Here is a 24828-nt window from a genome sequence, read left to right as displayed (position 1 = left end):
TCTCATCAACACGGGGTACGGGCTCTCACCCAGAGGGGTACAAAGCACATGTCGAACGACGACAAGGTCCTCGACTATCTGAAGCGCCTGACGGCGGACCTGCGGCAGACCAAGCAACGTCTCCGCGAGGTCGAGGAGAAGGACAGCGAGCCGATCGCGATCGTCGGCATGAGCTGCCGCTTCCCCGGTGGGGTCGAGTCGCCCGAGGACCTGTGGCGTCTGGTCGAGTCCGGCGCGGACGCGGTGGCCGGGTTCCCCGCCGACCGCGGCTGGGACCTGGATTCGCTGTACGACGCGGACCCCGACCACACGGGCACCACCTACGCCCGTGAAGGTGGGTTCCTGTACGGCGCGACGGAGTTCGACCCCGGCTTCTTCGGGATATCGCCGCGCGAGGCCGCCGCGATGGACCCGCAGCAGCGTCTCCTCCTCGAAACCTCCTGGGAGGCCTTCGAGCGGGCGGGCATCGATCCCAACTCGCTGCGCGGCAGCCGCTCGGGCGTGTTCGTCGGCACCAACGGCCAGGACTACGCGGCACTGCTGATGGCCGCGCAGGAGGAGGTCGAGGGGTACGCGGGCACCGGCATCTCGGCGAGCGTCATCTCCGGCCGCCTTTCGTACACGTTCGGCCTCGAAGGCCCCGCGGTCACGGTGGACACGGCGTGCTCTTCATCGTTGGTGGCGCTGCACCTGGCGGTGCAGGCACTGCACAAGGGCGAGTGCGAGCTGGCGCTGGTCGGCGGTGTGACGGTGATGTCGACACCGGGCTCCTTCATCGAGTTCAGCCGGCAGCGTGGCCTCGCCCCCGACGGCCGGTGCAAGGCGTTCTCGGACAGCGCCGACGGCACGGGCTGGGGCGAGGGCGTCGGCATGCTGCTCGTGGAGCGCCTGTCCGACGCGCAGCGCAACGGTCACCAGGTGCTCGCGGTGGTCCGGGGTTCGGCGGTCAACCAGGACGGCGCGTCCAACGGTCTGACCGCCCCGAACGGCCCCTCGCAGCAGCGCGTCATCCGCCAGGCACTGGCGAGTGCGGGCCTGACCCCGGCCGACGTGGACGCCATGGAGGCACACGGCACGGGCACGAAGCTGGGCGACCCGATAGAGGCCCAGGCGCTGCTCGCCACCTACGGCCAGGACCGCCCCGCCGACCGGCCGCTGTGGCTGGGCTCGATCAAGTCGAACATCGGTCACACGCAGGCGGCCGCCGGTGTGGCGGGCGTGATCAAGATGGTCATGTCGATGCAGTACGGGATGCTGCCGAAGACGCTGCATGTGAATGAGCCGTCGTCGCACGTGGACTGGTCCGCCGGTGCGGTGGAACTGCTGACGGAGGCGCGCGCGTGGCCGGAGACGGGACAGCCGTGGCGGGCGGGCGTGTCGTCGTTCGGCGTGAGCGGCACGAACGCGCACACCATCATCGAGCAGGCCCCGGAGCCCGAGGAACCGACCTCTGCTGACGCCGCCGTAGGCAGCGGCGTACCGATCGGCACGGTGCCGTGGATGCTGTCGGCCCGGAACGCCGAGGCACTGCGGGAACAGGCGACGCGGCTGCTCTCCGGGGTGCTGGGCCTGGACCCCGTGGATGTCGCCTTCTCCCTCGCGACGACGCGGGCGTCGCTCGAACAGCGCGCGGTCGTCATCGCGGACGACGCGGAGTCGCGGCGGGCTGCGTTGACCGCGCTGGCCGAGGGCGGTTCGGCGGCGGGTGTGGTGACGGGTTCTGTCGCCGGTGGGCTGCTGGGGTTCTTGTTCTCGGGTCAGGGTTCGCAGCGGCTCGGTATGGGTCGTGAACTGGCGGCTCGTTTCCCGGTGTTCGGCGAGGCGCTGGATGCGGTGCTGGGTGAGTTTGATCCGGCGGTGCGTGAGGTGTTGTTCGGTGAGGATGCTGATGCGCTGAACGAGACTGGGGTGACGCAGCCTGCGCTGTTCGCGGTTGAGGTGGCGCTGTTCCGGCTGTTGCAGTCGTGGGGTGTGCGTCCCGACGTGCTGGCGGGGCATTCGATCGGTGAGCTGGCTGCCGCGCATGTGGCTGGTGTGTGGTCGTTGGCTGATGCGGTGAAGGTGGTGTCGGCGCGTGCTGGGTTGATGCAGGCGTTGCCGTCCGGTGGTGCGATGGTCGCGATCCAGGCCTCTGAGGCCGAGGTCGCCGCCGACCTGCCGGAGACCGTGGGCATTGCCGCGGTGAACGGCCCGACCTCCGTGGTCATTTCCGGTGTTGCCGCTGATGTTGAGGCGGTTGCGGAGGGCTGGCGTGAGGCGGGCCGGAAGGTGTCTCGCCTGAAGGTCAGTCATGCGTTCCATTCGCCGTTGATGGACCCGATGCTGGAGGACTTCCGCCGGGTTCTGGATGGTGTGTCGTACGAGGCTCCGGCCGTCCCGATCGTGTCGACGCTGACCGGCCGTTTGGCCACTGCCGAGGAGCTGACCTCGGCGGAGTACTGGGTGCGCCACGTGCGGGAGTCGGTGCGGTTCGCCGATGCCGTCGAGGCTCTGGTCGCCGAGGGTGTGCGCACGTTCGTCGAGGTCGGGCCGGGTGGCACGCTGTCGGCACTGGGCCAGGAGTCCGCGCCGGAGGCCGGGTTCGTGCCGGTGCTGCGGAACGACCGCCCGGAGCAGGTGGCGCTGACCGCCGCGCTCGCGGAGGCGCACGTACGGGGCGCTCATGTGGACTGGGCCGCCTACTTCGCAGGCAGCGGGGCCCAGCGCGTCGATCTGCCGACGTACGCGTTCCAGCGCGAGCGCTTCTGGCTGGACGTGCTGCCCTCGGTCGGCGATGTCACGGCTGCCGGACTGGGTTCGGCGGAGCACCCGTTGTTGGGTGCGGCTGTCACGGTGGGTGGCACAGATGGTGTGTTGCTGACGGGGCGGTTGTCGGTTCAGTCGCATCCGTGGCTTGCTGATTATGTGGTGCAGGGTTCGGTGTTGCTTCCTGGTGCTGCGTTCGTCGAGTTGGCGGTGCGTGCGGGGGATCAGGTCGGGTGTGATCTGGTCGAGGAGTTGACGCTGGAGGCGCCGCTCGTTCTGCCGGAGAGCGGTTCGGTGCGTGTGCAGGTGTGGGTCGGTGCGGCGGACGATTCGGGCCGTCGTGAGCTGAGCTTCCACTCCAGCGTGGGTGACACCGACGACGGCCGTTCGTGGACCCGGCACGCCACCGGCGTGCTGCGCGAGGGTGGCCGGTCTGGTGGGGTCTCGCTGGTCGAGTGGCCGCCGGTGGGCGCGCAGGTCGTGGAACTGGACGAGTTCTACGGTGAGTTGGCTGAGCTGGGCTTGGGTTATGGCCCGGTGTTCCAGGGGTTGCGGTCGGCCTGGCGCAAGGGCGATGAGGTGTTCGCCGAGGTCGCCCTGCCGGACGGCGTGAAGGCTGAAGGGTTCGGACTGCACCCGGCGTTGCTGGACGCGGCGCTGCATGCGGTCGGTCTGACGGATAGTGCTGCCGAGGGGTTGCCGTTCGCGTGGTCGGGTGTGCGGTTGCATGCCTCGGGCGCGAGGGCACTGCGGGTGCGGTTGACGCCTGCGGGCGCTGACGGGGTGTCGTTGGTCGTGGCGGATGGGGCGGGTGCCCCGGTCGCGACCGTGGACTCGCTGGTGCTGCGTCCGGTGTCGCTGGAGCAGGTCGCCGCCGACGGTCAGAGCGATGCGCTGTTCGGCGTCGACTGGGTGTCGGTGCCCCTGGCCGACGAGGGTGCTCCCGCGGCGGTCGAGTGGACCGATCTTGAGGCGCTCTCGGGGTCGGCGGACCTGCCTGCTTTTGTTGTTCTGTCGTGCCCGGTCACTTCTGGGTCCGCCCCGGTTGTCGGTGCGCGTGAGGCCGCGCACTGGGCCCTGGGCGCGGTGCAGTCCTGGTTGGCGGATGAGCGGTTCGCCGCATCACGGCTGGTCATCGCGACCAGCGGCGCGATAGCTGTCACGCCTGAGGAGGATGCGCCGAACCTGGCCCAGGCGGCGGTGTGGGGTCTGGTGCGGTCCGCTCAGTCGGAGAACCCGGACCGGATCGTGCTGGCGGACCTCGACGACGAGACGGCGTCGCGCGAAGTACTGGCGTCCGCGCTGGCCACTGGTGAGCCGCAGTTGGCGGTGCGCTCCGGCGTCGTCAGTGCGCCGCGCCTGGCCAGGGCCCAGCAGTCCGTGGTCGACGACCCCGGTTTCGGCTCGGGTGCGGTGTTGGTCACCGGTGCCACGGGCACGCTGGGCGGTCTTTTGGCCCGGCACCTGGTCGCGGAACGAGGCGTACGTAATCTGCTGCTGGTCAGCAGGCGCGGTGCGGCTGCCGAGGGCGCCGATGAGCTGCGTGCCGAACTGGAGGCGCAGGGCGCCGAAGTGACGTACGCGGCATGTGACGTGGCCGACCGCGAGGCCCTCAGGGACCTGCTCGCCGAGCATGACGTCTCCGCCGTGGTGCACACGGCAGGTGTGCTGGACGACGGCACGATCGGCTCGCTGACACCTGAGCGGATCGACACCGTGTTCCGGCCCAAGGTCGACGCTGCCTGGCACCTGCACGAGCTCACCCGCGAACTGGGCCTGGAACTCGCCGCGTTCGTGCTGTTCTCGTCCGCCGCCGGTGTGTTCGGTGGCGCGGGGCAGGGCAACTACGCGGCGGCGAACGCCTTCCTGGACGCCCTCGCCCAGCACCGTCGGGTGGCCGGACTCTCCGCCACGTCGTTGGCCTGGGGCCTGTGGGCTGACGCGGACGGCATGGCCGGCAGCCTCGATGAGGCTGACGTACGGCGCATCACCAGCGGTGGCGCGATCCCGATCGGCGCGGCCGAGGGTCTTGCGCTGTTCGATGCGGCGGGCTCTATGGGGCGTGCCGCGCTGGTGCCGATTCCTCTTGACCTGCCGGTGCTGCACCGGCAGGCGCGTTCCCAGCCCGTGCCGCACCTCATGCGTGGTCTGGTCCGTGGCGGCGCGCGTAGGGCTGTCGCGGCCGGACCGGTGGCTTCCGGGTCTGCGTTGGCACAGTCATTGGTGGGCCTGCCCGTCGCGGAACGGGAGAAGGCGCTCCTCGACCTCGTGCTCGGTCACGTGGCGGTGGTGCTGGGGCATGGCTCGGCGCAGGCCATCGCGCCCGACCGCGCGTTCAAGGAGCTCGGCTTCGATTCACTCAGCTCGGTCGAACTGTGCAACCGGCTGAAGTCGGCGACCGAGCTGGCGTTGCCGGCCACGCTGGTCTTCGACTACCCGACCCCTGCCGCACTCGCGGCGCATCTGGGCTCGGAGCTGCTGGGCGGCGTGGTCGATGCCGTGGCCAACGAGCCCGTAGCGATGGTCGCCGATGAGCCGATCGTGATCGTCGGGATGAGCTGCCGCTTCCCCGGCGGCGTCGAGTCGCCCGAGGACCTGTGGCGCCTGGTGGCCGGTGGCGGGGACGCGGTGTCGCAGTTCCCGACCGACCGTGGCTGGGACATCGAATCCCTCTACGATCCCGACCCCGACCAGTCGGGCACCACGTACAGCCGCATGGGTGCCTTCCTGGACGGCATGGCGGACTTCGACCCGGCCTTCTTCGGGATCTCGCCCCGCGAGGCCCTCGCGATGGACCCGCAGCAGCGCCTGCTCCTGGAAACCTCTTGGGAGGCGTTCGAGCGGGCGGGCATCGACCCCAACTCGCTGCGCGGCGGCCGTTCGGGTGTCTTCGTCGGCACCAACGGCCAGGACTACGCGGCGCTGCTCATGGCCGCGCAGGAGGAGGTCGAGGGGTACGCGGGCACCGGCATCTCGGCGAGCGTCATCTCCGGCCGCCTTTCGTACACGTACGGCTTTGAAGGCCCTGCGGTCACGGTGGACACGGCGTGCTCGTCATCGTTGGTGGCGCTGCACCTGGCGGTGAACGCGCTGCACAAGGGTGAGTGTGAACTGGCCCTGGTGGGTGGCGTGTCGGTGATGTCGACACCGGGCTCGTTCATCGAGTTCAGCCGGCAGCGGGGCCTCGCCGTGGACGGCCGGGTCAAGGCGTTCGCCGACGCGGCCGACGGCACGGGCTGGGGCGAGGGCGTCGGCATGCTGCTCGTGGAGCGTCTGTCGGACGCCCGGCGCAACGGTCACCAGGTGCTCGCGGTGGTCCGGGGTTCGGCGGTCAACCAGGACGGCGCGTCCAACGGTCTGACGGCCCCGAACGGTCCCTCGCAGCAGCGGGTCATCCGCCAGGCACTGGCGAGTGCGGGCCTGGAGTCGTCCGACGTGGACGCCATGGAGGCACACGGCACGGGCACGACCCTCGGTGACCCGATCGAGGCGCAGGCCCTGCTCGCCACCTACGGCCAGGACCGCGACGGTGAGCCGTTGTGGCTGGGTTCGGTGAAGTCCAACATCGGTCACACGCAGGCTGCCGCAGGCGTCGCGGGCGTGATCAAGATGGTCATGGCGATGCAGTACGGAGTGCTGCCGCAGACGCTGCACGTGGACGAGCCGACCTCGCAGGTCGACTGGTCTGCCGGCGACGTCGAGCTGCTCACCGAGGCCCGCCCCTGGCCGGACACCGACCGGCCGCGCCGGTTCGGCGTGTCGTCGTTCGGATTCAGCGGTACCAACGCGCACACCATCATCGAGCAGGCCCCGCAGACCGTGGAGTTGGCTCCGGCTGTGGCTTCCGCACCGGTCGGTGTCGTGCCGTGGGTGTTGTCGGCGCGGAGTGCCGGGGCATTGCGGGAACAGGCGACGCGGTTGCTCTCCGGTGTGACTGACCTGAGCCCTGTGGATGTCGCCTTCTCCCTGGCGACGACGCGGGCGTCGCTCGAACAGCGCGCGGTCGTCATCGCGGACGACGCGGAGTCGCGGCGGGCTGCGTTGACCGCGCTGGCCGAGGGCGGTTCGGCGGCGGGTGTGGTGACGGGGTCCATCGCCGGTGGGCTTCTGGGGTTCTTGTTCTCGGGTCAGGGTTCGCAGCGGCTCGGTATGGGTCGTGAACTGGCGGCTCGTTTCCCGGTGTTCGGCGAGGCGCTGGATGCGGTGCTGGGTGAGTTTGATCCGGCGGTGCGCGAGGTGTTGTTCGGTGAGGATGCCGATGCGCTGAACGAGACTGGGGTGACGCAGCCTGCGCTGTTCGCGGTAGAGGTGGCGCTGTTCCGGCTGTTGCAGTCCTGGGGTGTGCGTCCCGATGTGCTGGCGGGGCATTCGATCGGTGAGCTGGCGGCGGCCCATGTGGCGGGTGTCTGGTCGCTGGCGGACGCGGTGAAGGTGGTGTCGGCGCGAGGCGCGCTGATGCAGGCGCTGCCGACCGGCGGCGCGATGGTCGCGATCCAGGCCTCCGAGGACGAGGTCGCCGCCGACCTGCCGGAGACCGTGGGCATTGCTGCGGTCAACGGCCCGACCTCAGTGGTCATCTCGGGTGTTGATGCTGATGTTGAGGTGGTTGCGGAGGGCTGGCGTGAGGCGGGTCGGAAGGTGTCTCGCCTGAAGGTGAGCCATGCGTTCCATTCGCCGTTGATGGACCCGATGCTGGACGACTTCCGGCAGGTCCTTGAGAGCGTGTCGTACGAGGCTCCCGCGATCCCGATCGTGTCGACGTTGACCGGCCGTTTGGCCACTGCCGAGGAGCTGACCTCGGCGGAGTACTGGGTGCGCCACGTGCGGGAGTCCGTACGATTCCACGACGCGGTGGTGGCGTTGCGCGAGCAGGGCGCCGAGGTGTTCGTGGAGATCGGTCCGGGTGGGACGCTGTCCGCGCTGGGGCTTGGCTGTGCGCCTGATGCGGTGTTCCTGCCCGCGTTGCGTGCGGACAGGGCCGAGGAGCCCGCGCTGGTGACCACGGTGGCGGCCCTGCATACGCGAGGTGTGACGGTCGACTGGGCCGCGTACTTCGCGGGCAGCGGGGCTCAGCGCGTCGATCTGCCGACGTACGCGTTCCAGCACCAGCGCTACTGGCTGGATGCACCGGCCGGCGAGCGCGCCGAGAGGCTTTCGCCTGCGGAGACGCGCTTCTGGGAGGTCGTCGAAGACGGTGACCTCACTGACGTCGCCCGCACGTTGGACGTGTCGTCGGATGCTCCGTTGAGTGAGGTGCTGCCGAGGCTTTCCGCGTGGCGCAAGGAGCAGCTGAGCCGCTCCACGGTGGATGGCTGGCGGTATGGGATTGAGTGGCGGTCGGTGGCTGCCGGGTCCGGACGACGCCTCGCCGGTGCTTGGCTGATTGTCTCGCCGCTTGGTGAGGACCGTGCCCAGTGGGTGGGTGAGGCGCTGACTCGGAACGGTGCGGACGGCGTACACATCCTGCACGTGGACCCGGAAGTGGGCGACTGGACAGAGCAGTTGGACGAGCTGTCGCCTCTGGACGGTGTCGTCTCGCTGCTGGGATTCGCCGATGCGGGTGATTCGACTGTGCCCGCGGGTGTCGCGGCCACGGTCGGTCTGTTGCGGGCGCTCGGCGAGGCGGACGTGTCCGCACCGCCGCTGTGGTGCCTGACGTCGGGCGCGGTTTCCGCGGGCGCCGACGACGCGGTCACCGGGTTCGAGCAGTCGATGCTGTGGGGCCTTGGCCGGGTGGCAGCGCTGGAGCAGTCGAGCCGTTGGGGCGGTCTGGTCGACCTTCCCGATGCGCAGGACGACGAGACCGGTGACCTGTTGGCCTCGGTGCTTGCCGGGTCGGGCGACGAGGACCAGATCGCGCTGCGTGGTGGCGAGGTTCTGGGGCGCAGGCTGGTGCCCGCGCCGCTGGGCAAGGCATCCGGTACGGGCTGGTCGCCGCATGGGACGGTCCTGGTCACCGGCGGTACCGGCGCCCTGGGCGCGCACGTCGCCAGGTGGCTGGTGGCGAAGGGCGCCGAGCACCTGCTGTTGACCAACAGGCGCGGACTGGACGCCGATGGAGCGAAGGAGCTGCGGGCGGAGCTGACCGCGCTGGGCGCCAGTGTCACGATCGCGGCCTGCGACGTCGCCGACCGGGACGCCCTGGCGGACGTGCTGGCGTCGGTTCCCGCCGAGTTCCCGCTCACTGCGGTGGTGCATGCGGCGGGTGTTGAGCGTTCGGCTGTGCTTGCCGATCTGGATCCGGCGGATCTGGGTGGGTTTGCTGAGGTGTTGTCGGCGAAGGTGGACGGCGCGCGCAACCTGCATGAGTTGTTGGGTGAGCGTGAGTTGGATGCGTTTGTGTTGTTCTCGTCCATTGCTGGTGTGTGGGGCAGTGGTGGGCAGGGTGCGTATGCGGCGGCCAACGCGTATTTGGATGCGTTGGCGGGGCATCGTCGGGCGGCGGGTCTGTCGGCGACGGCGGTGGCGTGGGGTCCGTGGGGTGGTGGCGGCATGGTCGCGGGCGCCGGGCGGGATGCGGCGGCGCAGTTGCGGCGCAGGGGTCTGCCGACGATGGATCCGCGGGTGGCGATCGCTGGTCTGGCCGCTGCTTTGGAGCGTGGTGATGGCAGTGTGGTGGTTGCCGATGTGGACTGGGAGCGGTTCGCGGGCACGTTCATGGCGCAGCGTCCGAGTCCGTTGCTGGGTGAACTGCCGCAGGTGCGTGCCGCGTTCGAGGCGACCACGACTGATGGTGGGATGTCGGAGCTGGCGCAGCGTCTTGCGGGTCTGGATGAGGTGGAGCAGGAGCGGCAGCTCACCGAGTTGGTGCGTTATGAGGCTGCTGCGGTGCTGGGCCATGTGTCGGGTGATGCGTTCTCGGCGTCCCGTGCGTTTAGGGAGTTGGGTTTTGACTCGCTGACGGCGGTGGAGTTGCGTGCCCGGTTGAGCGAGGTCACGGGTGTCGCGTTGCCCGCGACGCTGGTCTACGACTACCCCAACGCGGCAGTCCTTGCCGCATACCTCCGCACCGAACTCTCCGGTGCAGAGGTGGCCGCACCCTCCGCTCGCACCACTGTCTCCGGTGTCATCGACGAGCCGATCGCGATCGTGGCGATGGCCTGCCGGTACCCCGGCGGTATCACCAGCCCCGAAGACTTGTGGCAGGTGTTGCTGTCGGGCGGGGACGCGGTGTCGGAGTTCCCGAACGACCGCGGCTGGGACCTGGAGGCGCTGTACGACCCCGACCCGGACGGAGTGGGAACCTCTTACTCGCGCTCGGGCGCATTCCTCACCGACGTAGGTGGCTTCGACGCGAGCTTCTTCGGGATCTCGCCGCGTGAGGCCCTGGCGATGGACCCGCAGCAGCGCCTGCTCCTGGAGACCTCGTGGGAGGCCTTCGAGCGGGCCGGCGTCGACCCGGCCTCGCTGCGTGGCGAGCGCGTCGGCGTCTTCGTCGGCTCGAATGTGCAGGACTACGGTCTCGTCCTCGGCGCAGCCGCCGATGACGTGGGTGGTTACGTGGCGACCGGCAACGCGGCCAGTGTGGCCTCGGGACGCTTGTCGTACACCTTCGGCTTCGAAGGCCCGGCCGTCACCGTGGACACGGCGTGCTCGTCGTCCCTGGTCGCTCTGCACCTGGCGGTGCAGGCGCTGCGGTCCGGTGAGTGCGAGCTTGCGCTTGCGGGCGGTGTCACCGTCATGTCGACGCCGGGTGCGTTCGTCGAGTTCAGCCGCCAGCGCGGCCTTGCTGAGGATGGCCGCTGCAAGGCGTTCGCGGCCGGTGCTGATGGCACGGGCTGGGGCGAGGGCGTGGGCATGCTGTTCGTCGAGCGGCTCTCGGACGCGCAGCGCAACGGTCACCAGGTGCTCGCGGTGGTGCGGGGCTCGGCCGTGAACCAGGACGGCGCGTCCAACGGCCTTACGGCCCCGAACGGTCCCTCGCAGCAGCGCGTCATCCGTCAGGCGCTGGCGAGCGCGGGCCTGACCTCGGCCGACGTGGACGTGGTCGAGGCACACGGCACCGGCACCAAGCTGGGCGACCCGATCGAGGCCCAGGCACTCCTCGCCACCTACGGCCAGGACCGCGACGGTGAGCCGCTGTTGCTGGGTTCGGTGAAGTCCAACATCGGTCACACGCAGGCCGCCGCAGGTGTGGCGGGCGTGATCAAGATGGTCATGTCGATGCGACACGGCGTACTGCCCAAGACGCTGCACATCGACGAACCGTCGCCTCACGTCGACTGGTCCGCGGGCGCAGTGGAACTGCTCGCGGAGGCACGCGCCTGGCCGGAGACAGGCCAGCCGTTGCGCGCCGGTGTCTCGTCGTTCGGTTTCAGCGGCACCAACGCGCACACCATCATCGAGCAGGCCCCCGCAGTAGAGCAGGAGGAAACTCCGGAACCGGTACGTGACGGCTTGGTGCCGTGGGTGCTGTCGGCGGGCGACGAGGGTGCGCTGCGCGGCCAGGCCGAGCGGCTGATGGAGATGCTGGACGAGCACGCGCTCGTCGATGTCGGCTACTCGCTCGCGACGACGCGCTCGGCGTTGGACCACCGTGCAGTGGTCGTCGCCGACGATCGTTCGGAGTTGCTGGCCGCCTTGGCGGCCGTCGCCGAGGGCCGGGCGACCGGCGCGGTGGTTGCGGGGATCGCCGATGAGCCTGGCCGGGTGGGTTTCCTCTTCTCGGGTCAGGGTTCGCAGCGGCTCGGCATGGCCCGTGAACTGGCCGCCCAGTTCCCGGTGTTCGCCGAGGCGCTGGATGCGGTGCTGGGTGAGTTTGACCCTGCGGTGCGTGCGGTGTTGTTCGGTGAGGATGCCGATGCGCTGAACGAGACGGGGGTGACCCAGCCCGCGCTGTTCGCCGTCGAGGTAGCGCTCTTCCGGCTTCTTGAGTCGTGGGGCGTACGCCCTGACGTGCTGGCGGGGCATTCGATCGGTGAGCTGGCGGCGGCGCACGTGGCCGGTGTCTGGTCGCTGGCCGACGCCGTCAAGGTGGTGTCGGCGCGTGCCGGCTTGATGCAGGCGCTGCCGACCGGTGGCGCGATGGTGGCGATCCAGGCGACCGAGGACGAAGTCGCGTCGGACCTCCCTGAGACCGTGGGCATTGCTGCGGTCAATGGCCCGAACTCGGTGGTCATTTCCGGTGTTGCCGCCGATGTCGAGACGGTTGCGGAGAGCTGGCGTGCCGCGGGCCGCAAGGTATCGCGTCTCAAGGTCAGCCACGCGTTCCACTCGCCGCTGATGGACCCGATGCTGGATGACTTCCGCAGGGTTCTTGATGGTGTGTCGTACCAGGCTCCGGCCATCCCGATCGTGTCGACCCTGACCGGTACCCGCGCGACGGCCGAAGAGCTGACGTCGCCGGAGTACTGGGTGCGGCATGTGCGTGAGTCGGTGCGGTTCGCCGATGCCGTCGCGGCTCTGGTCGCCGAGGGAGTCGGCACGTTCGTCGAGGTCGGCCCTGGTGGCACGCTGGCGGCGCTGGGACGGGAGTCCGCGCCGGACGCCACCTTCGTACCGGTACTGCGTGGCGATCGGCCGGAGGCGGTGGCCGCCACGACGGCTGCGGGGCAGCTGCACGTGTGCGGCGTGCAGGTGGCCTGGGAAGCGTTCTTCGCCGGTCGCGGCGCGCGCCGAATCGATCTGCCGACGTACGCGTTCCAGCGCGAGCACTTCTGGCCCGACGTGCTGCCGGCGATCGGCAACGTCGCGGCGGCCGGTCTCGGTGCCGCCGAGCACCCGCTCCTGGGCGCGACCGTCACCCTCGGCGGCACGGATGGTGGTGTGTTGCTGACGGGGCGGCTGTCGGTTCAGTCGCATCCGTGGCTTGCTGACTATGTGGTGCAGGGTTCGGTGTTGCTGCCTGGCACCGCGTTCGTCGAGCTTGCGGTGCGTGCGGGGGACCAGGTCGGATGCGACCTGGTCGAGGAGTTGACGCTGGAGGCGCCGCTCGTTCTGCCGGAGAGCGGTTCGGTGCGGGTGCAGGTGTGGGTCGGTGCCGAGGACTCGTCGGGCCGTCGTGAGCTGAGCTTCCACTCCAGCATGGGTGACACCGACGACGGCCGTTCGTGGAGCCGTCACGCCACCGGTGTGCTGGCGGCAGGCAACCGTTCTGATGGTGGAGTCTCGCTGGTCGAGTGGCCGCCGGTGGGTGCGGAGGCCGTGGAACTGGACCGGCTCTACGGTGAGTTGGCGGAGCTGGGCTTGGGTTATGGCCCGGTGTTTCAGGGGTTGCGGTCGGCGTGGCGTACGGGCGATGAGGTGTTCGCCGAGGTCGCGCTGCCGGAGGGTGTCAAGGCTGAGGGATTCGGTCTGCACCCGGCGTTGCTGGACGCGGCGCTGCATGCGGTCGGTCTGACGGATGGTGCTTCAGAGGGGTTGCCGTTCGCGTGGTCGGGTGTGCGGTTGCATGCCTCGGGTGCGACGGCACTGCGGGTGCGCTTGACACCTGCGGGCGCAGACGGAGTGGCGCTGACGGTCGCGGATGGCTCCGGTGCTCCGGTGGCCACGGTCGACTCGCTGGTGCTTCGGCCGGTGTCGCTGGAGCAGGTCGCCGCCGACGGTCAGAGCGATGCGCTGTTCGGCGTCGACTGGGTGTCGACTCCTTCGTTCGAAGGCAACGTCCCGACGGTCGAGTGGACCGACTTGGAGGCGCTTGCGGAGTTCGCCGAGCTGCCTGACTTCGTCGTTCTGCCGTGCCCGGTGACCGCCGGTTCCGACCTGGCCGCCGGTGCGCGTGAGGCGGCGTACTGGGTGCTGAACACGGTGCAGTCCTGGCTGGCGGATGAGCGGTTCGCCGCATCACGGCTGGTCATCGCGACCAGCGGCGCGATAGCGACTACCGCCGATGAAGACGTACGAGACGTGGCGCAGGCGGCGGTGTGGGGTCTGGTGCGGTCCGCCCAGTCGGAGAATCCGGACCGGATCATTCTGGTCGACCTCGACGACGAGACGGCCTCACTGGACGCACTGCCGTCCGCGCTGGCCACGGGTGAGCCCCAGCTGGCAGTGCGGTCCGGCGACGTTCGCGTGCCCCGCCTGGCGAGGGTTCGACACTCCGTCGCGGACGACCCCGGCTTTGGTTCCGGCGCGGTGCTGATCACCGGTGCCACGGGCACGCTGGGCGGTCTCGTGGCCCGGCACCTGGTCGCGGAACGAGGCGTGCGCAACCTGCTGCTGGTCAGCAGGCGCGGCGCTGCCGCCGAGGGTGCCGATGAGCTGCGTGATGAACTCCTCGCGCAGGGCGCCGAGGTGACGTACGCAGCGTGCGACGTGGCCGACCGTGAGGGCCTCAGGGACCTGCTGACCGAGCACGAAGTCTCCGCCGTGGTGCACACGGCAGGCGTGCTGGACGACGGCACCATCGGCTCGCTGACACCTGAGCGGATCGACACCGTGTTCCGGCCCAAGGTCGACGCGGCCTGGCACCTGCACGAGCTCACCCGCGAACTGGGCCTGGAACTTGCCGCGTTCGTGCTGTTCTCTTCCGTGGCCGGCACCCTCGGTGGTCCCGGTCAGGGCAACTACGCGGCGGCCAACACCTTCCTGGACGCACTTGCACAACACCGCCGTGCCATGGGCCTGGCCGCGACCTCGCTCGCGTGGGGTCTGTGGGCCGCGGCCGATGGCATGGCCGGCAGCCTCGACGAGGCTGATGTGCGGCGCATGACCCGGAGTGGTGTGATCCCGATCGGCGAGGCCGAAGGCCTGGAGCTGTTCGACGCGGCGGGTTCCACCGGCCGTGCCGCGCTGGTGCCGATCCCCCTCGACCTGCCGGTCCTGCACCGGCAGGCGCGCTCCCAGCCCGTGTCGCACCTGCTGCGCGGCCTCGTGCGTGCCACCACGCGAAGGACTGTTGAGTCCGGTCTCGTTGTTGCCGGGTCCGCGTTGGCGCAGTCGCTGGTGGGCCTGCCCGTCGCGGAGCGGGAGAAGGCGCTCCTTGACCTCGTGCTCGGTCACGTGGCCGTGGTGCTGGGCCACAGTTCGGCGCACGCCGTCGTACCCGACCGTGCGTTCAAGGAGCTCGGCTTCGATTCACTCAGCTCGGTCGAACTGCGTAACCGGCTGAATGCGGCGACCGAGCTGGCGTTGCCGGCCACGCTGGTCTTCGACTACCCGACTCCTGCCGCACTCGCGGCGCATCTCGGCGCCGAGCTGTTGGGTGGTGTCGTCGATGTCGTGGCCAACGAGCCCGTAGCGATGGTGGCCGACGAGCCGATCGTCATTGTCGGGATGAGCTGCCGCTTCCCCGGCGGCGTCGAGTCGCCCGAGGACCTGTGGCGTCTCGTCGAGTCCGGTGTGGACGCGGTGGCAGGATTCCCCGCCGACCGCGGCTGGGACATGGACTCGCTCTACGACCCCGACCCCGAGCAGTCGGGCACCACGTACAGCCGCATGGGTGCCTTCCTGGACGGTGTGGCGGACTTCGACCCGGCGTTCTTCGGGATCTCGCCCCGCGAGGCCCTGGCGATGGACCCCCAGCAGCGCCTGCTCCTGGAAACCTCCTGGGAGGCCTTCGAGCGAGCGGGGATCGACCCCAACTCGCTGCGCGGAAGCCGGTCCGGTGTGTTCGTGGGCACCAACGGCCAGGACTACGGCACGTTGCTGATGGCTTCGCGGGAGAGCGTGGAGGGCTACGCCGGTACCGGCAACGCGGCGAGTGTCATCTCCGGTCGGCTGTCCTACACGTTCGGCCTCGAAGGTCCGGCCGTCACCGTGGACACGGCTTGCTCGTCGTCACTGGTCGCCCTGCACTGGGCGAGCCAGGCCCTGCACAAGGGCGAGTGCGAACTGGCGCTGGTCGGTGGTGTGACGGTGATGTCGACGCCGGGTGCGTTCATCGAGTTCAGCCGTCAGCGCGGGCTGTCCGTGGACGGTCGGTGCAAGGCGTTCGCCGATGCCGCCGACGGCACCGGCTGGGGTGAGGGTGTCGGCATGCTGCTGGTCGAGCGCCTGTCGGACGCCCGACGCAACGGCCACCAAGTCCTCGCCGTCGTACGGGGATCCGCCGTCAACCAGGACGGCGCGTCCAACGGCCTGACCGCCCCGAACGGGCCCTCGCAGCAGCGGGTCATCCGCCAGGCACTGGCGAGTGCGGGCCTGGAGTCGTCCGACGTGGACGCCATGGAGGCACACGGCACGGGCACCACGCTCGGTGACCCGATCGAGGCCCAGGCGTTGCTCGCCACCTACGGCCAGGGCCGTCCTGCGGACCGGCCGCTGTGGCTGGGCTCGGTGAAGTCCAACATCGGTCACACCCAGGCCGCCGCCGGTGTCGCGGGTGTCATCAAGATGGTCATGTCGATGCGGAACGGTGTGCTGCCCAAGACCCTGCACGTGGACGAGCCGTCGTCGCACGTCGACTGGTCCGCCGGTGCGGTGGAACTGCTGACGGAAACCCGGTCATGGCCGGAGACGGGTCAGCCGTGGCGTGCGGGTGTGTCGTCGTTCGGTGTGAGTGGTACGAACGCGCATGTCATCGTCGAGCAGGCTCCTGTGGCTTCTGTGGTGGAGCAGGCGGACGTCGTGGAGCCGGTGCCCGGCGGTCTTGTGCCGTGGGTGTTGTCGGCGCGGAGTGCCGAGGCGCTGCGGGAGCAGGCCGCACGGCTTGAGACCTTCGTGGACACAACTGCCGAGCTGGACGTGGCGGACGTCGGCCGTGCGCTGGTTTCCTCGCGTGCGGGGCTGGAGCACCGTGCCGTCGTGGTCGCCGGTGAGCGGGACGAGTTCCTGGCCGCTCTGACGGCTGTGGCCGAGGGCCGGGCGACCGGCGCCGCGGTCACGGGTGTGGCCGGCGAGCCTGGTCGGGTGGGCTTCTTGTTCTCGGGTCAGGGTTCGCAGCGGCTCGGCATGGGCCGCGAACTCGCCGCCCGTTTCCCGGTGTTCGCCGAGGCCCTGGACAAGGTCCTCGCGGAGTTCGACCCGGCCGTACGTGAAGTCCTCTTCGGTGAGGATGCCGATGCGCTGAACGAGACGGGGGTGACCCAGCCCGCGCTGTTCGCCGTCGAGGTAGCGCTCTTCCGGCTTCTTGAGTCGTGGGGCGTACGCCCTGACGTGCTGGCGGGGCATTCGATCGGTGAGCTGGCTGCCGCGCATGTGGCTGGTGTGTGGTCGCTGGCCGATGCGGTGAAGGTGGTGTCGGCGCGAGGTGCGTTGATGCAGGCGCTGCCGTCCGGTGGCGCGATGGTGGCGGTCCAGGCGACCGAGGCCGAGGTCGCGTCCGATCTGCCGGAGACCGTCGGTATCGCCGCGGTCAACGGCCCGACGTCGGTCGTCATATCCGGTGTCGACGACGACGTCGAAACGGTCGCCGAGCGGTGGCGTGCGGCGGGTCGGAAGGTGTCCCGGCTGAAGGTCAGCCACGCGTTCCACTCACCGTTGATGGACCCGATGCTCGACGCGTTCCGCTCGGTGGTCGAGGGGATCGAGTGCGGTGAACCCGCGACCCCGATCGTGTCGACGCTGACCGGCGCCCGTGCCTCAGCCGAGGAACTGGCCTCGCCGGAGTACTGGGTGCGGCATGTGCGCGAGTCGGTGCGGTTCGCCGATGCCGTCGAGGCTCTGGTCGCCGAGGGTGTCGGCACGTTCGTCGAGGTCGGCCCCGGTGGCACGCTAGCCGCGCTGGGACGGGAGTCCGCGCCGGACGCCACCTTCGTACCGATGCTGCGGAACGACCGCCCGGAGGCGGCAGCCGCTACGACCGCCGCGGGACAACTGCACGTGCGTGGCGTGCGCGTGGACTGGGAGATGTTCTTCGCCGGGCGTGACGCGCGGCGGGTGGACCTGCCGACGTACGCGTTCCAGCGCGAGCGCTTCTGGCCCGACGTGCTGCCGATGATGGGTGATGTCTCGGCGGTCGGGCTCGGTTCGGCGGAGCATCCGCTGCTGGGTGCGGCGGTCACCGTGGGTGGCACGGACGGTGTGCTGCTCACCGGTCGGCTGTCGCTCCAGACCCATCCGTGGCTGGCTGACTCCCTCGTCCAGGGTTCGGTGCTGCTGCCCGGCGCCGCGTTCGTCGAGCTCGCGGTGCGTGCGGGGGACCAGGTCGGATGCGACCTGGTCGAGGAGTTGACGCTGGAGGCGCCGCTCGTCCTGCCGGAGAGCGGTTCGGTGCGGGTGCAGGTGTGGGTCGGTGCCGAGGACTCGTCGGGCCGACGCGAGCTGAGCTTCCACTCCAGCATGGGTGACACCGACGACGGCCGTTCGTGGACCCGGCACGCCACCGGCGTGCTGCGCGAGGGTGGCCGTTCTGGTGGGTCCTCACTGGTCGAGTGGCCGCCCACCGGTGCGGAGGCCGTGGATCTGGACGGTCACTACGACCGCATGGTCGCGGGTGGCTTCGGCTACGGGCCGGTGTTCCAGGGGCTGAGGTCGGCCTGGCGCAAGGGTGACGAGGTGTTCGCCGACGTCGCCCTGCCGGACGGCGTGAAGGCTGAAGGGTTCGGTCTGCACCCGGCGTTGCTGGACGCGGCGCTGCATGCCATCGGCCTGGCGGGTGGCGAGGGCGACGGAGACGGTGTCTCCGGCGGTCTGCCGTTCTCGTGGTCGGGCGTGCGGCTGCACGCCTCGGGTGCGACGGCGCTGCGGGTGCGGTTGACGCCCACAGGCGCGGACGGAGTGGCCCTGACGGTCGCCGACGGTTCCGGTGCTCCGGTGGCCACGGTCGACTCGCTGGTGCTGCGGCCCATGGCGGCGAAGCCGTCGCGGCAGGTCTCGGAGTCGCTGTTCGGCGTCGACTGGGTGTCGGCTCCTTCGTCCGAAGGCGACGTACCGACGATCGAGTGGACCGAACTGGCCGAACTGGCTGACTTGGCTGACCTGGCCGGCTTGGAGGCTCTTGAGGGGTCGGCTGAGCTGCCTGACTTCGTCGTTCTGCCGTGCCCGGTCACCGCCACTTCCGCCCCGGTCACCGGAGCGCATGAGGCGGCACATTGGGCCCTGCGCGCGGTCCAGTCCTGGCTCGACGAGGAGCGGTTCGCCGCATCCCGTCTGGTCGTCGTGACCAGCGGTGCGATAGCTACTACCGCCGATGAAGACATACGAGACGTCGCGCAGGCGGCGGTGTGGGGTCTGGTGCGGTCCACCCAGTCGGAGAACCCGGACCGGATCGTGCTGGTCGACCTCGACGACGAGTCGGCCTCTCTCGACGCACTGCCGTCCGCGCTGGCCACGGGCGAGCCGCAGTTGGCCCTGCGTTCGGGAGCGGCCAGTGCGCCGCGCCTGGTCAGGGCCCGGCAGTCCGTGGTCGACGACCCTGGGTTTGGGTCCGGCTCGGTGCTGATCACCGGTGCCACGGGCACGCTGGGCGGTCTCGTGGCCCGGCACCTGGTCGCGGAACGAGGCGTACGTAATCTGCTGCTGGTCAGCAGGCGCGGTGCGGCTGCCGAGGGTGCTGATGAGCTGCGTGCCGAACTGGTGGCGCAGGGCGCGGAGGTGACGTACGCAGCATGCGACGTGGCCGACCGCGAGGCTCTGAAGACGCTGCTCGCCGAGCATGAAGTCTCCGCCGTGATCCACACCGCAGGCGTGCTGGACGACGCCACGATCGGCTCGCTGAGCCCGGACCAGATCGACACGGTCTTCCGGCCCAAGGTCGACGCGGCCTGGCACCTGCACACGCTGACCCGCGAACTGGGCCTCGACCTCGCCGCGTTCGTCCTGTTCTCCTCCGCGGCGGGCACCCTCGGTGACCCCGCCCAGGGCAACTACGCGGCGGCCAACACCTTCCTGGACGCACTCGCACAACACCGCCGCGCCACCGGCCTGCCCGCGACCTCGCTCGCCTGGGGCCCGTGGGCCCCGGCCGATGGCACGGCCGGCAGCCTCGACGAGGCCGACGTGCAGCCGATGCTCCGGACCGGTGTGGCCCCGATCAGCGAGGCCGAAGGCCTGGCGCTGTTCGACGCGGCAAGCTCCACGGACCGTGCCGCGCTGGTGCCGATCCCCCTCGACCTGCCGGTCCTGCACCGGCAGGCGCGCTCCCAGCCCGTGCCGCACCTGCTGCGCGGCCTGGTGCGCGGCACCATGCGAAGGACCGCCGAATCAGGGGCCGCCGCGTCCGCGTTGGCGCAGTCCCTGGCGGGGCTGACCGCGGCGGAGCGGGAGAAGGCGCTGCTCGACCTGGTGCTCGGTCACGTGGCCGTGGTGCTGGGCCACAGTTCGGCGCACGCCGTCGTACCCGACCGTGCGTTCAAGGAGCTGGGCTTCGACTCGCTGACCGCCGTCGAGTTCCGCGACCGGCTCAACGCGGCCACCGAACTGCGGCTGCCCGCCACGCTGGTCTTCGACTACCCGACTCCTGCCGCGCTCGTCGAGCACCTCGGCGCCGAGCTCGCGGGCGCCCCGGTCACCGCGGCACGCACCCGGACGACCGTCTCCGTGAGCGACGAGCCGATCGCGATCGTCGGCATGAGCTGCCGCTACCCCGGCGGGGTGAACTCGCCCGAGGACCTGTGGCGACTCGTGGCCGACGGCGGCGACGCCATCAGCGAGTTCCCCGCGAACCGCGGCTGGGACCTGGACGCGATCTACCACCCGGACCCCGACCACATGGGTACGACCTACACCCGTGAGGGCGGCTTCCTGCACGACGCCGACCTGTTCGACCCGACGTTCTTCGGGATCTCGCCGCGTGAGGCCCTGGCGATGGACCCGCAGCACCGTCTCCTCCTGGAGACCACGTGGGAGGCGTTCGAGCGGGCCGGCATCGACCCGAACTCGGTGAAGGGGCGCGACATCGGCGTCTACGCCGGTACCAGCATCCAGGACTACGCCACGCTGCTGGGGGCGAGTGAGGAGAGCGTCGAGGGTTACGTCGGTACGGGCAACGCGGCGAGCGTCACGTCCGGTCGGCTGTCCTACACCTTCGGTCTTGAGGGCCCCGCGGTGACGGTGGACACGGCGTGCTCGTCGTCGCTGGTGGCCCTGCACCTGGCCGTACAGGCGGTGCGGTCGGGCGAGTGCTCGATGGCGCTCGCCGGTGGTGTGGCGGTCATGACGACGCCGGGCGCCTTCATGGACTTCAGCCGCCAGCGCGGCCTGTCCGCCGACGGCCGGTGCAGGCCCTTCTCGTCGGACGCCGAAGGCACCGGCTGGGGCGAGGGCGTCGGCATGCTCGTGCTGGAGAGGCTGTCCGACGCCCGGCGCAACGGGCACCGCGTGCTCGCCGTCGTACGGGGCACGGCGGTGAACCAGGACGGTGCGTCCAACGGTCTGACCGCACCGAACGGGCCGTCCCAGCAGCGCGTCATCCGCCAGGCACTGGCGAGCGCGGGACTGGAGTCGGCCGATGTGGACGCCATGGAGGCGCACGGCACCGGTACGAAGCTGGGCGACCCGATCGAGGCGCAGGCACTCCTTGCCACCTACGGCCAGGACAGGCCCGCCGACCAGCCGCTGTGGCTCGGGTCGCTGAAGTCGAACATCGGCCACACGCAGGGCGCGGCCGGAGTCGGCGGCGTCATCAAGATGGTCATGGCGATGCAGCACGGGGTGCTGCCCAAGACGCTGCACGTCGCCGAGCCGACCCCGCAGGTCGACTGGTCGGCCGGCGACATCGAGCTCCTCACCGAGGCCCGTTCCTGGCCGGACACCGGCCGACCGCGCCGGTTCGGTGTGTCGTCCTTCGGGTTCAGCGGGACCAACGCGCATGCCATCGTCGAGCAGGCGCCGGACACCCCGGTCGCCGCCGTATCCAAGGCCGCCCCGGTTTCGAACCCGGGCTCGGAACCGTCCGCGCTGCCGGTGCCGGTGCCGCTGCTGGTCTCGGCTCGGGGCGACGACGCGCTGAGGGCGCAGGCCGAGCGGCTGCGCGCCCACCTCGTGACGCACCCGGAGCTCGACCCGCTCAACGCCGCCACCACGCTCGCGGAGACACGGGCCGCCCTCGACCACCGTGCGGTCGTCGTCGGGCAGGACCGCGACGGGCTGATCACGGCCCTCACGGCGCTCGCCCAGGGGCGGACCGCAGGCGGTCTCGTCTCCGGTGTCGCGGCGGGGCACCGGTCGGCGTTCCTGTTCTCCGGCCAGGGCGCTCAGCGCCTGGGCATGGGCCGCGAACTGTACGGCTGCTTCCCGGTGTTCGCCGATGCCATCGACAACGTGCTGAACGAGTTCGACCCGCAGGTGCGTGAGGTGCTGTTCGGCGAGGACGCCGACGCGCTGAACGAGACCGGGGTGACGCAGCCCGCGCTGTTCGCCGTCGAGGTCGCGCTCTTCCGGCTTCTTGAGTCGTGGGGCGTGCGGCCCGACGTCCTGGCCGGGCACTCGATCGGCGAGCTTGCCGCCGCCCACGTGGCGGGCGTCTGGTCGCTTGCCGACGCCGCCGCCGTGGTGTCGAGCCGGGGCCGCCTCATGCAGGCGCTGCCGACCGGCGGCGCGATGTTCGCGGTCCAGGCGACCGAGGCCGAGATCCTGCCGGAGCTGACCGACACCGTGGGCATCGCCGCGGTGAACGGCCCGACGTCGGTGGTGCTCTCGGGCGTGGCCGCCGACGTCGAGACCATCGCCGAGCGCTGGCGCGGGACCGGGCGCAAGGTGACGCGACTTCGCGTCAGCCACGCCTTCCACTCACCGCTCATGGAGCCGATGCTCGACGACTTCCGCCGCGTGCTGGAAGCAGTGTCGTACGAGGCTCCGGCCATCCCGATCGTGTCCACACTGACCGGCGCCCGCGCGAGCGTCGAAGAGCTGACGTCGCCGGAATACTGGGTGCGGCACGTGCGCGATTCGGTGCGGTACGCCGACGCCGTCGGCACGCTGCGGGACCAGGGCGTGGACACGTTCCTGGAGATCGGCCCTGGTGGAGTGCTCTCCGCGCTCGGCCAGGAGACCGCACCCGACGCCGTGTTCGTGCCCACGCTGCGCGCCGACCGGTCCGAGGCGCTCGAACTGGCGACGGCCGCGGGCAGGCTGCACGTACTCGGTGTCGCCGTCGACTGGACCCCGCTGACCGCCGGTGGCGCGCACGTCGACCTGCCCACCTACGCCTTCCAACGGCAGCGGTTCTGGCCGACCCTGGCCCAGGCCCCGGTGGGCGAGGCCGCGGGGTCCGTCGACGCACGATTCTGGGCGGCCGTGGCCGACGGGGACCTCGGTGAGCTCGCGGACGAGCTCGCCGTGTCCCTCGACGACCCGATCAGCGCGGTGCTGCCCCGGCTGTCGTCGTGGCGGCGGGAACAGGCGGAGAACTCCGCGGTCGACGGCCTGCGCTACCGCGTCACCTGGCAGCCGGTGAGCGATCCCACCGCGGCGCTCACGGGCAGCTGGCTCGTGGTCAGCCGGGACGGCGCCGGTGAGGAATCCGTCGCCGCCGCGCTGAGCCGGCACGGCGCGCGGGTGGTCCCCGTACGGACCGGCGACGCGGTGGACCGCGAGTCCCTCGCGGCCCGGATTACCACCGGCGAGCCCGTGGCCGGCGTACTCTCGCTGCTCGCCCTCGACCCCGAACTGCCCTCCGGCGGCCTGCACGCCACCCTCGCGCTCGTCCAGGCCGTCAGCGACATCGGCCTCGCCGCCCCGCTGTGGTGCGCGACGCGGGGCGGGGTCGCCATCGGCGGCTCCGACACGCCCGCGGCGCCCGACCAGGCCATGGTGTGGGGATTCGGCCGGGTCGTCGCGCTCGAACAGCCCGAACGCTGGGGCGGACTCGTCGACCTGCCCGCCACGCTGGACGAGCGCGGCGCCGCACGCCTGGCAGGCGTCCTGTCCGGAACACCGGGGGAGGACCAGGTCGCGCTCCGCGCCGGCGGGCTGTACGCCCGACGGCTCATGCCGGTGACCTCGGCGCGCCTCAGCGACTGGGACCCCACCGGCACGGTGCTCGTCACCGGCGGCACCGGATCGCTCGGCGGGCACGTCGCCAGGTGGCTGGTGGCCAAGGGCGCCGAACACCTGCTCCTGACCAGCAGGCGCGGGCCGGACGCCGAGGGCGCCGACGAGCTCCGCGCGGAACTGACGGCGCTGGGCGCCCAAGTCACCATCGCGGCCTGCGACGTGGCCGACCGCGACGCCCTGGCCGGCCTGCTGGCATCGGTTCCCGCCGAGTTCCCGCTCACCGCGGTCGTCCACGCGGCGGGCACCCTGGACGACGGCGTACTGTCCGCGCTCACCCCGGAGCGGCTCGACGCCGTGCTGCGGCCGAAGGCGGACGCCGCCGCCAACCTGGACGAGCTGACCCGCGACCTGAACCTGTCGGCGTTCGTGATGTTCTCCTCGGTCTCCGGCACCTTCGGTGCGGCGGCCCAGGGCAACTACGCGGCTGCCAACGCCTTCCTCGACGCACTCGCCGAACAGCGGGTCGCGGCGGGCCTGCCCGCCACCGCGGTCGCGTGGGGGCCCTGGGGCGGCGGCGGCATGGCCGACGGACAGCTCGGCGAACAGCTGCGCCGCCGCGGCCTGGCCCCGCTCGAGCCCGAGCAGGCCGTCGCCGCGATGGACCGGGCCGTCCGCCAGGGCGACCCGACGGCGCTGGTGGCGGACGTCGACTGGAGTGTGTTCGCCCCGGCGTTCACATCGGTGCGGCCGAGCCCGCTGCTCCAGGAACTGCCCGGCGTGCACCGCGCCCAGGGCTCCGCCGAGGCACCGGCCCCGGCCGACATGGTGGCCAAGCTCACCGCACTGTCCGGGCAGGAGCGCGAACGCGCCGTGCTCGACATGGTGCGCGAGGCGGCCGCCGCCGTCCTCGGCCACGAGGGCACCAAGCTGGTCGAACCCGGCCGCGCCTTCCAGGAGTTGGGCTTCGACTCGCTCACCGCCGTCGAGTTCCGCAACCTCCTCAACGCCATCACAGGGCTGAGCCTGCCCGCGACGCTCGTCTTCGACTTCCCCACGCCGTCCGCGCTCGCCGCGTACGTGCTCGACGGGTTGCCGGGAGGCGGGACGCCGACCATCGACACCGAACTGGACCGACTGGAGTCCACGCTGTCCCTCCTCACACCGGGCGACGAGCAGAGCGCCGGCGTCGGAGACCGACTCCGCGCCCTGCTGTCCATGTGGGACGAAACGCACAACCGCACGGAACCCGCCGAGTCCGGAACGGACGCGCGTACCGCGTCGGCGGATGAGCTGCTCGCGCTGCTCGACGAACAACTCGGCAATTCCTGA

1 protein-coding gene is annotated in these 24828 nt (G+C 70.8%); it reads left to right on the top strand.

The features are described from left to right. Positions 1–78: 78 nt before the first annotated feature. Positions 79–24828, top strand: coding sequence for a type I polyketide synthase (locus ACFUPX_RS32645; RefSeq protein ID WP_383330931.1), 24750 nt, complete (start codon positions 79–81; stop codon positions 24826–24828).

The sequence above is a fragment of the Streptomyces sp. NPDC057302 genome (genome assembly GCF_042667685.1).
Classification (GTDB): Bacteria; Actinomycetota; Actinomycetes; order Streptomycetales; family Streptomycetaceae; genus Streptomyces.
The sequence above is the reverse complement of the archived record's forward strand: the minus strand, read 5'-3'. Positions and strand labels throughout refer to the sequence as shown.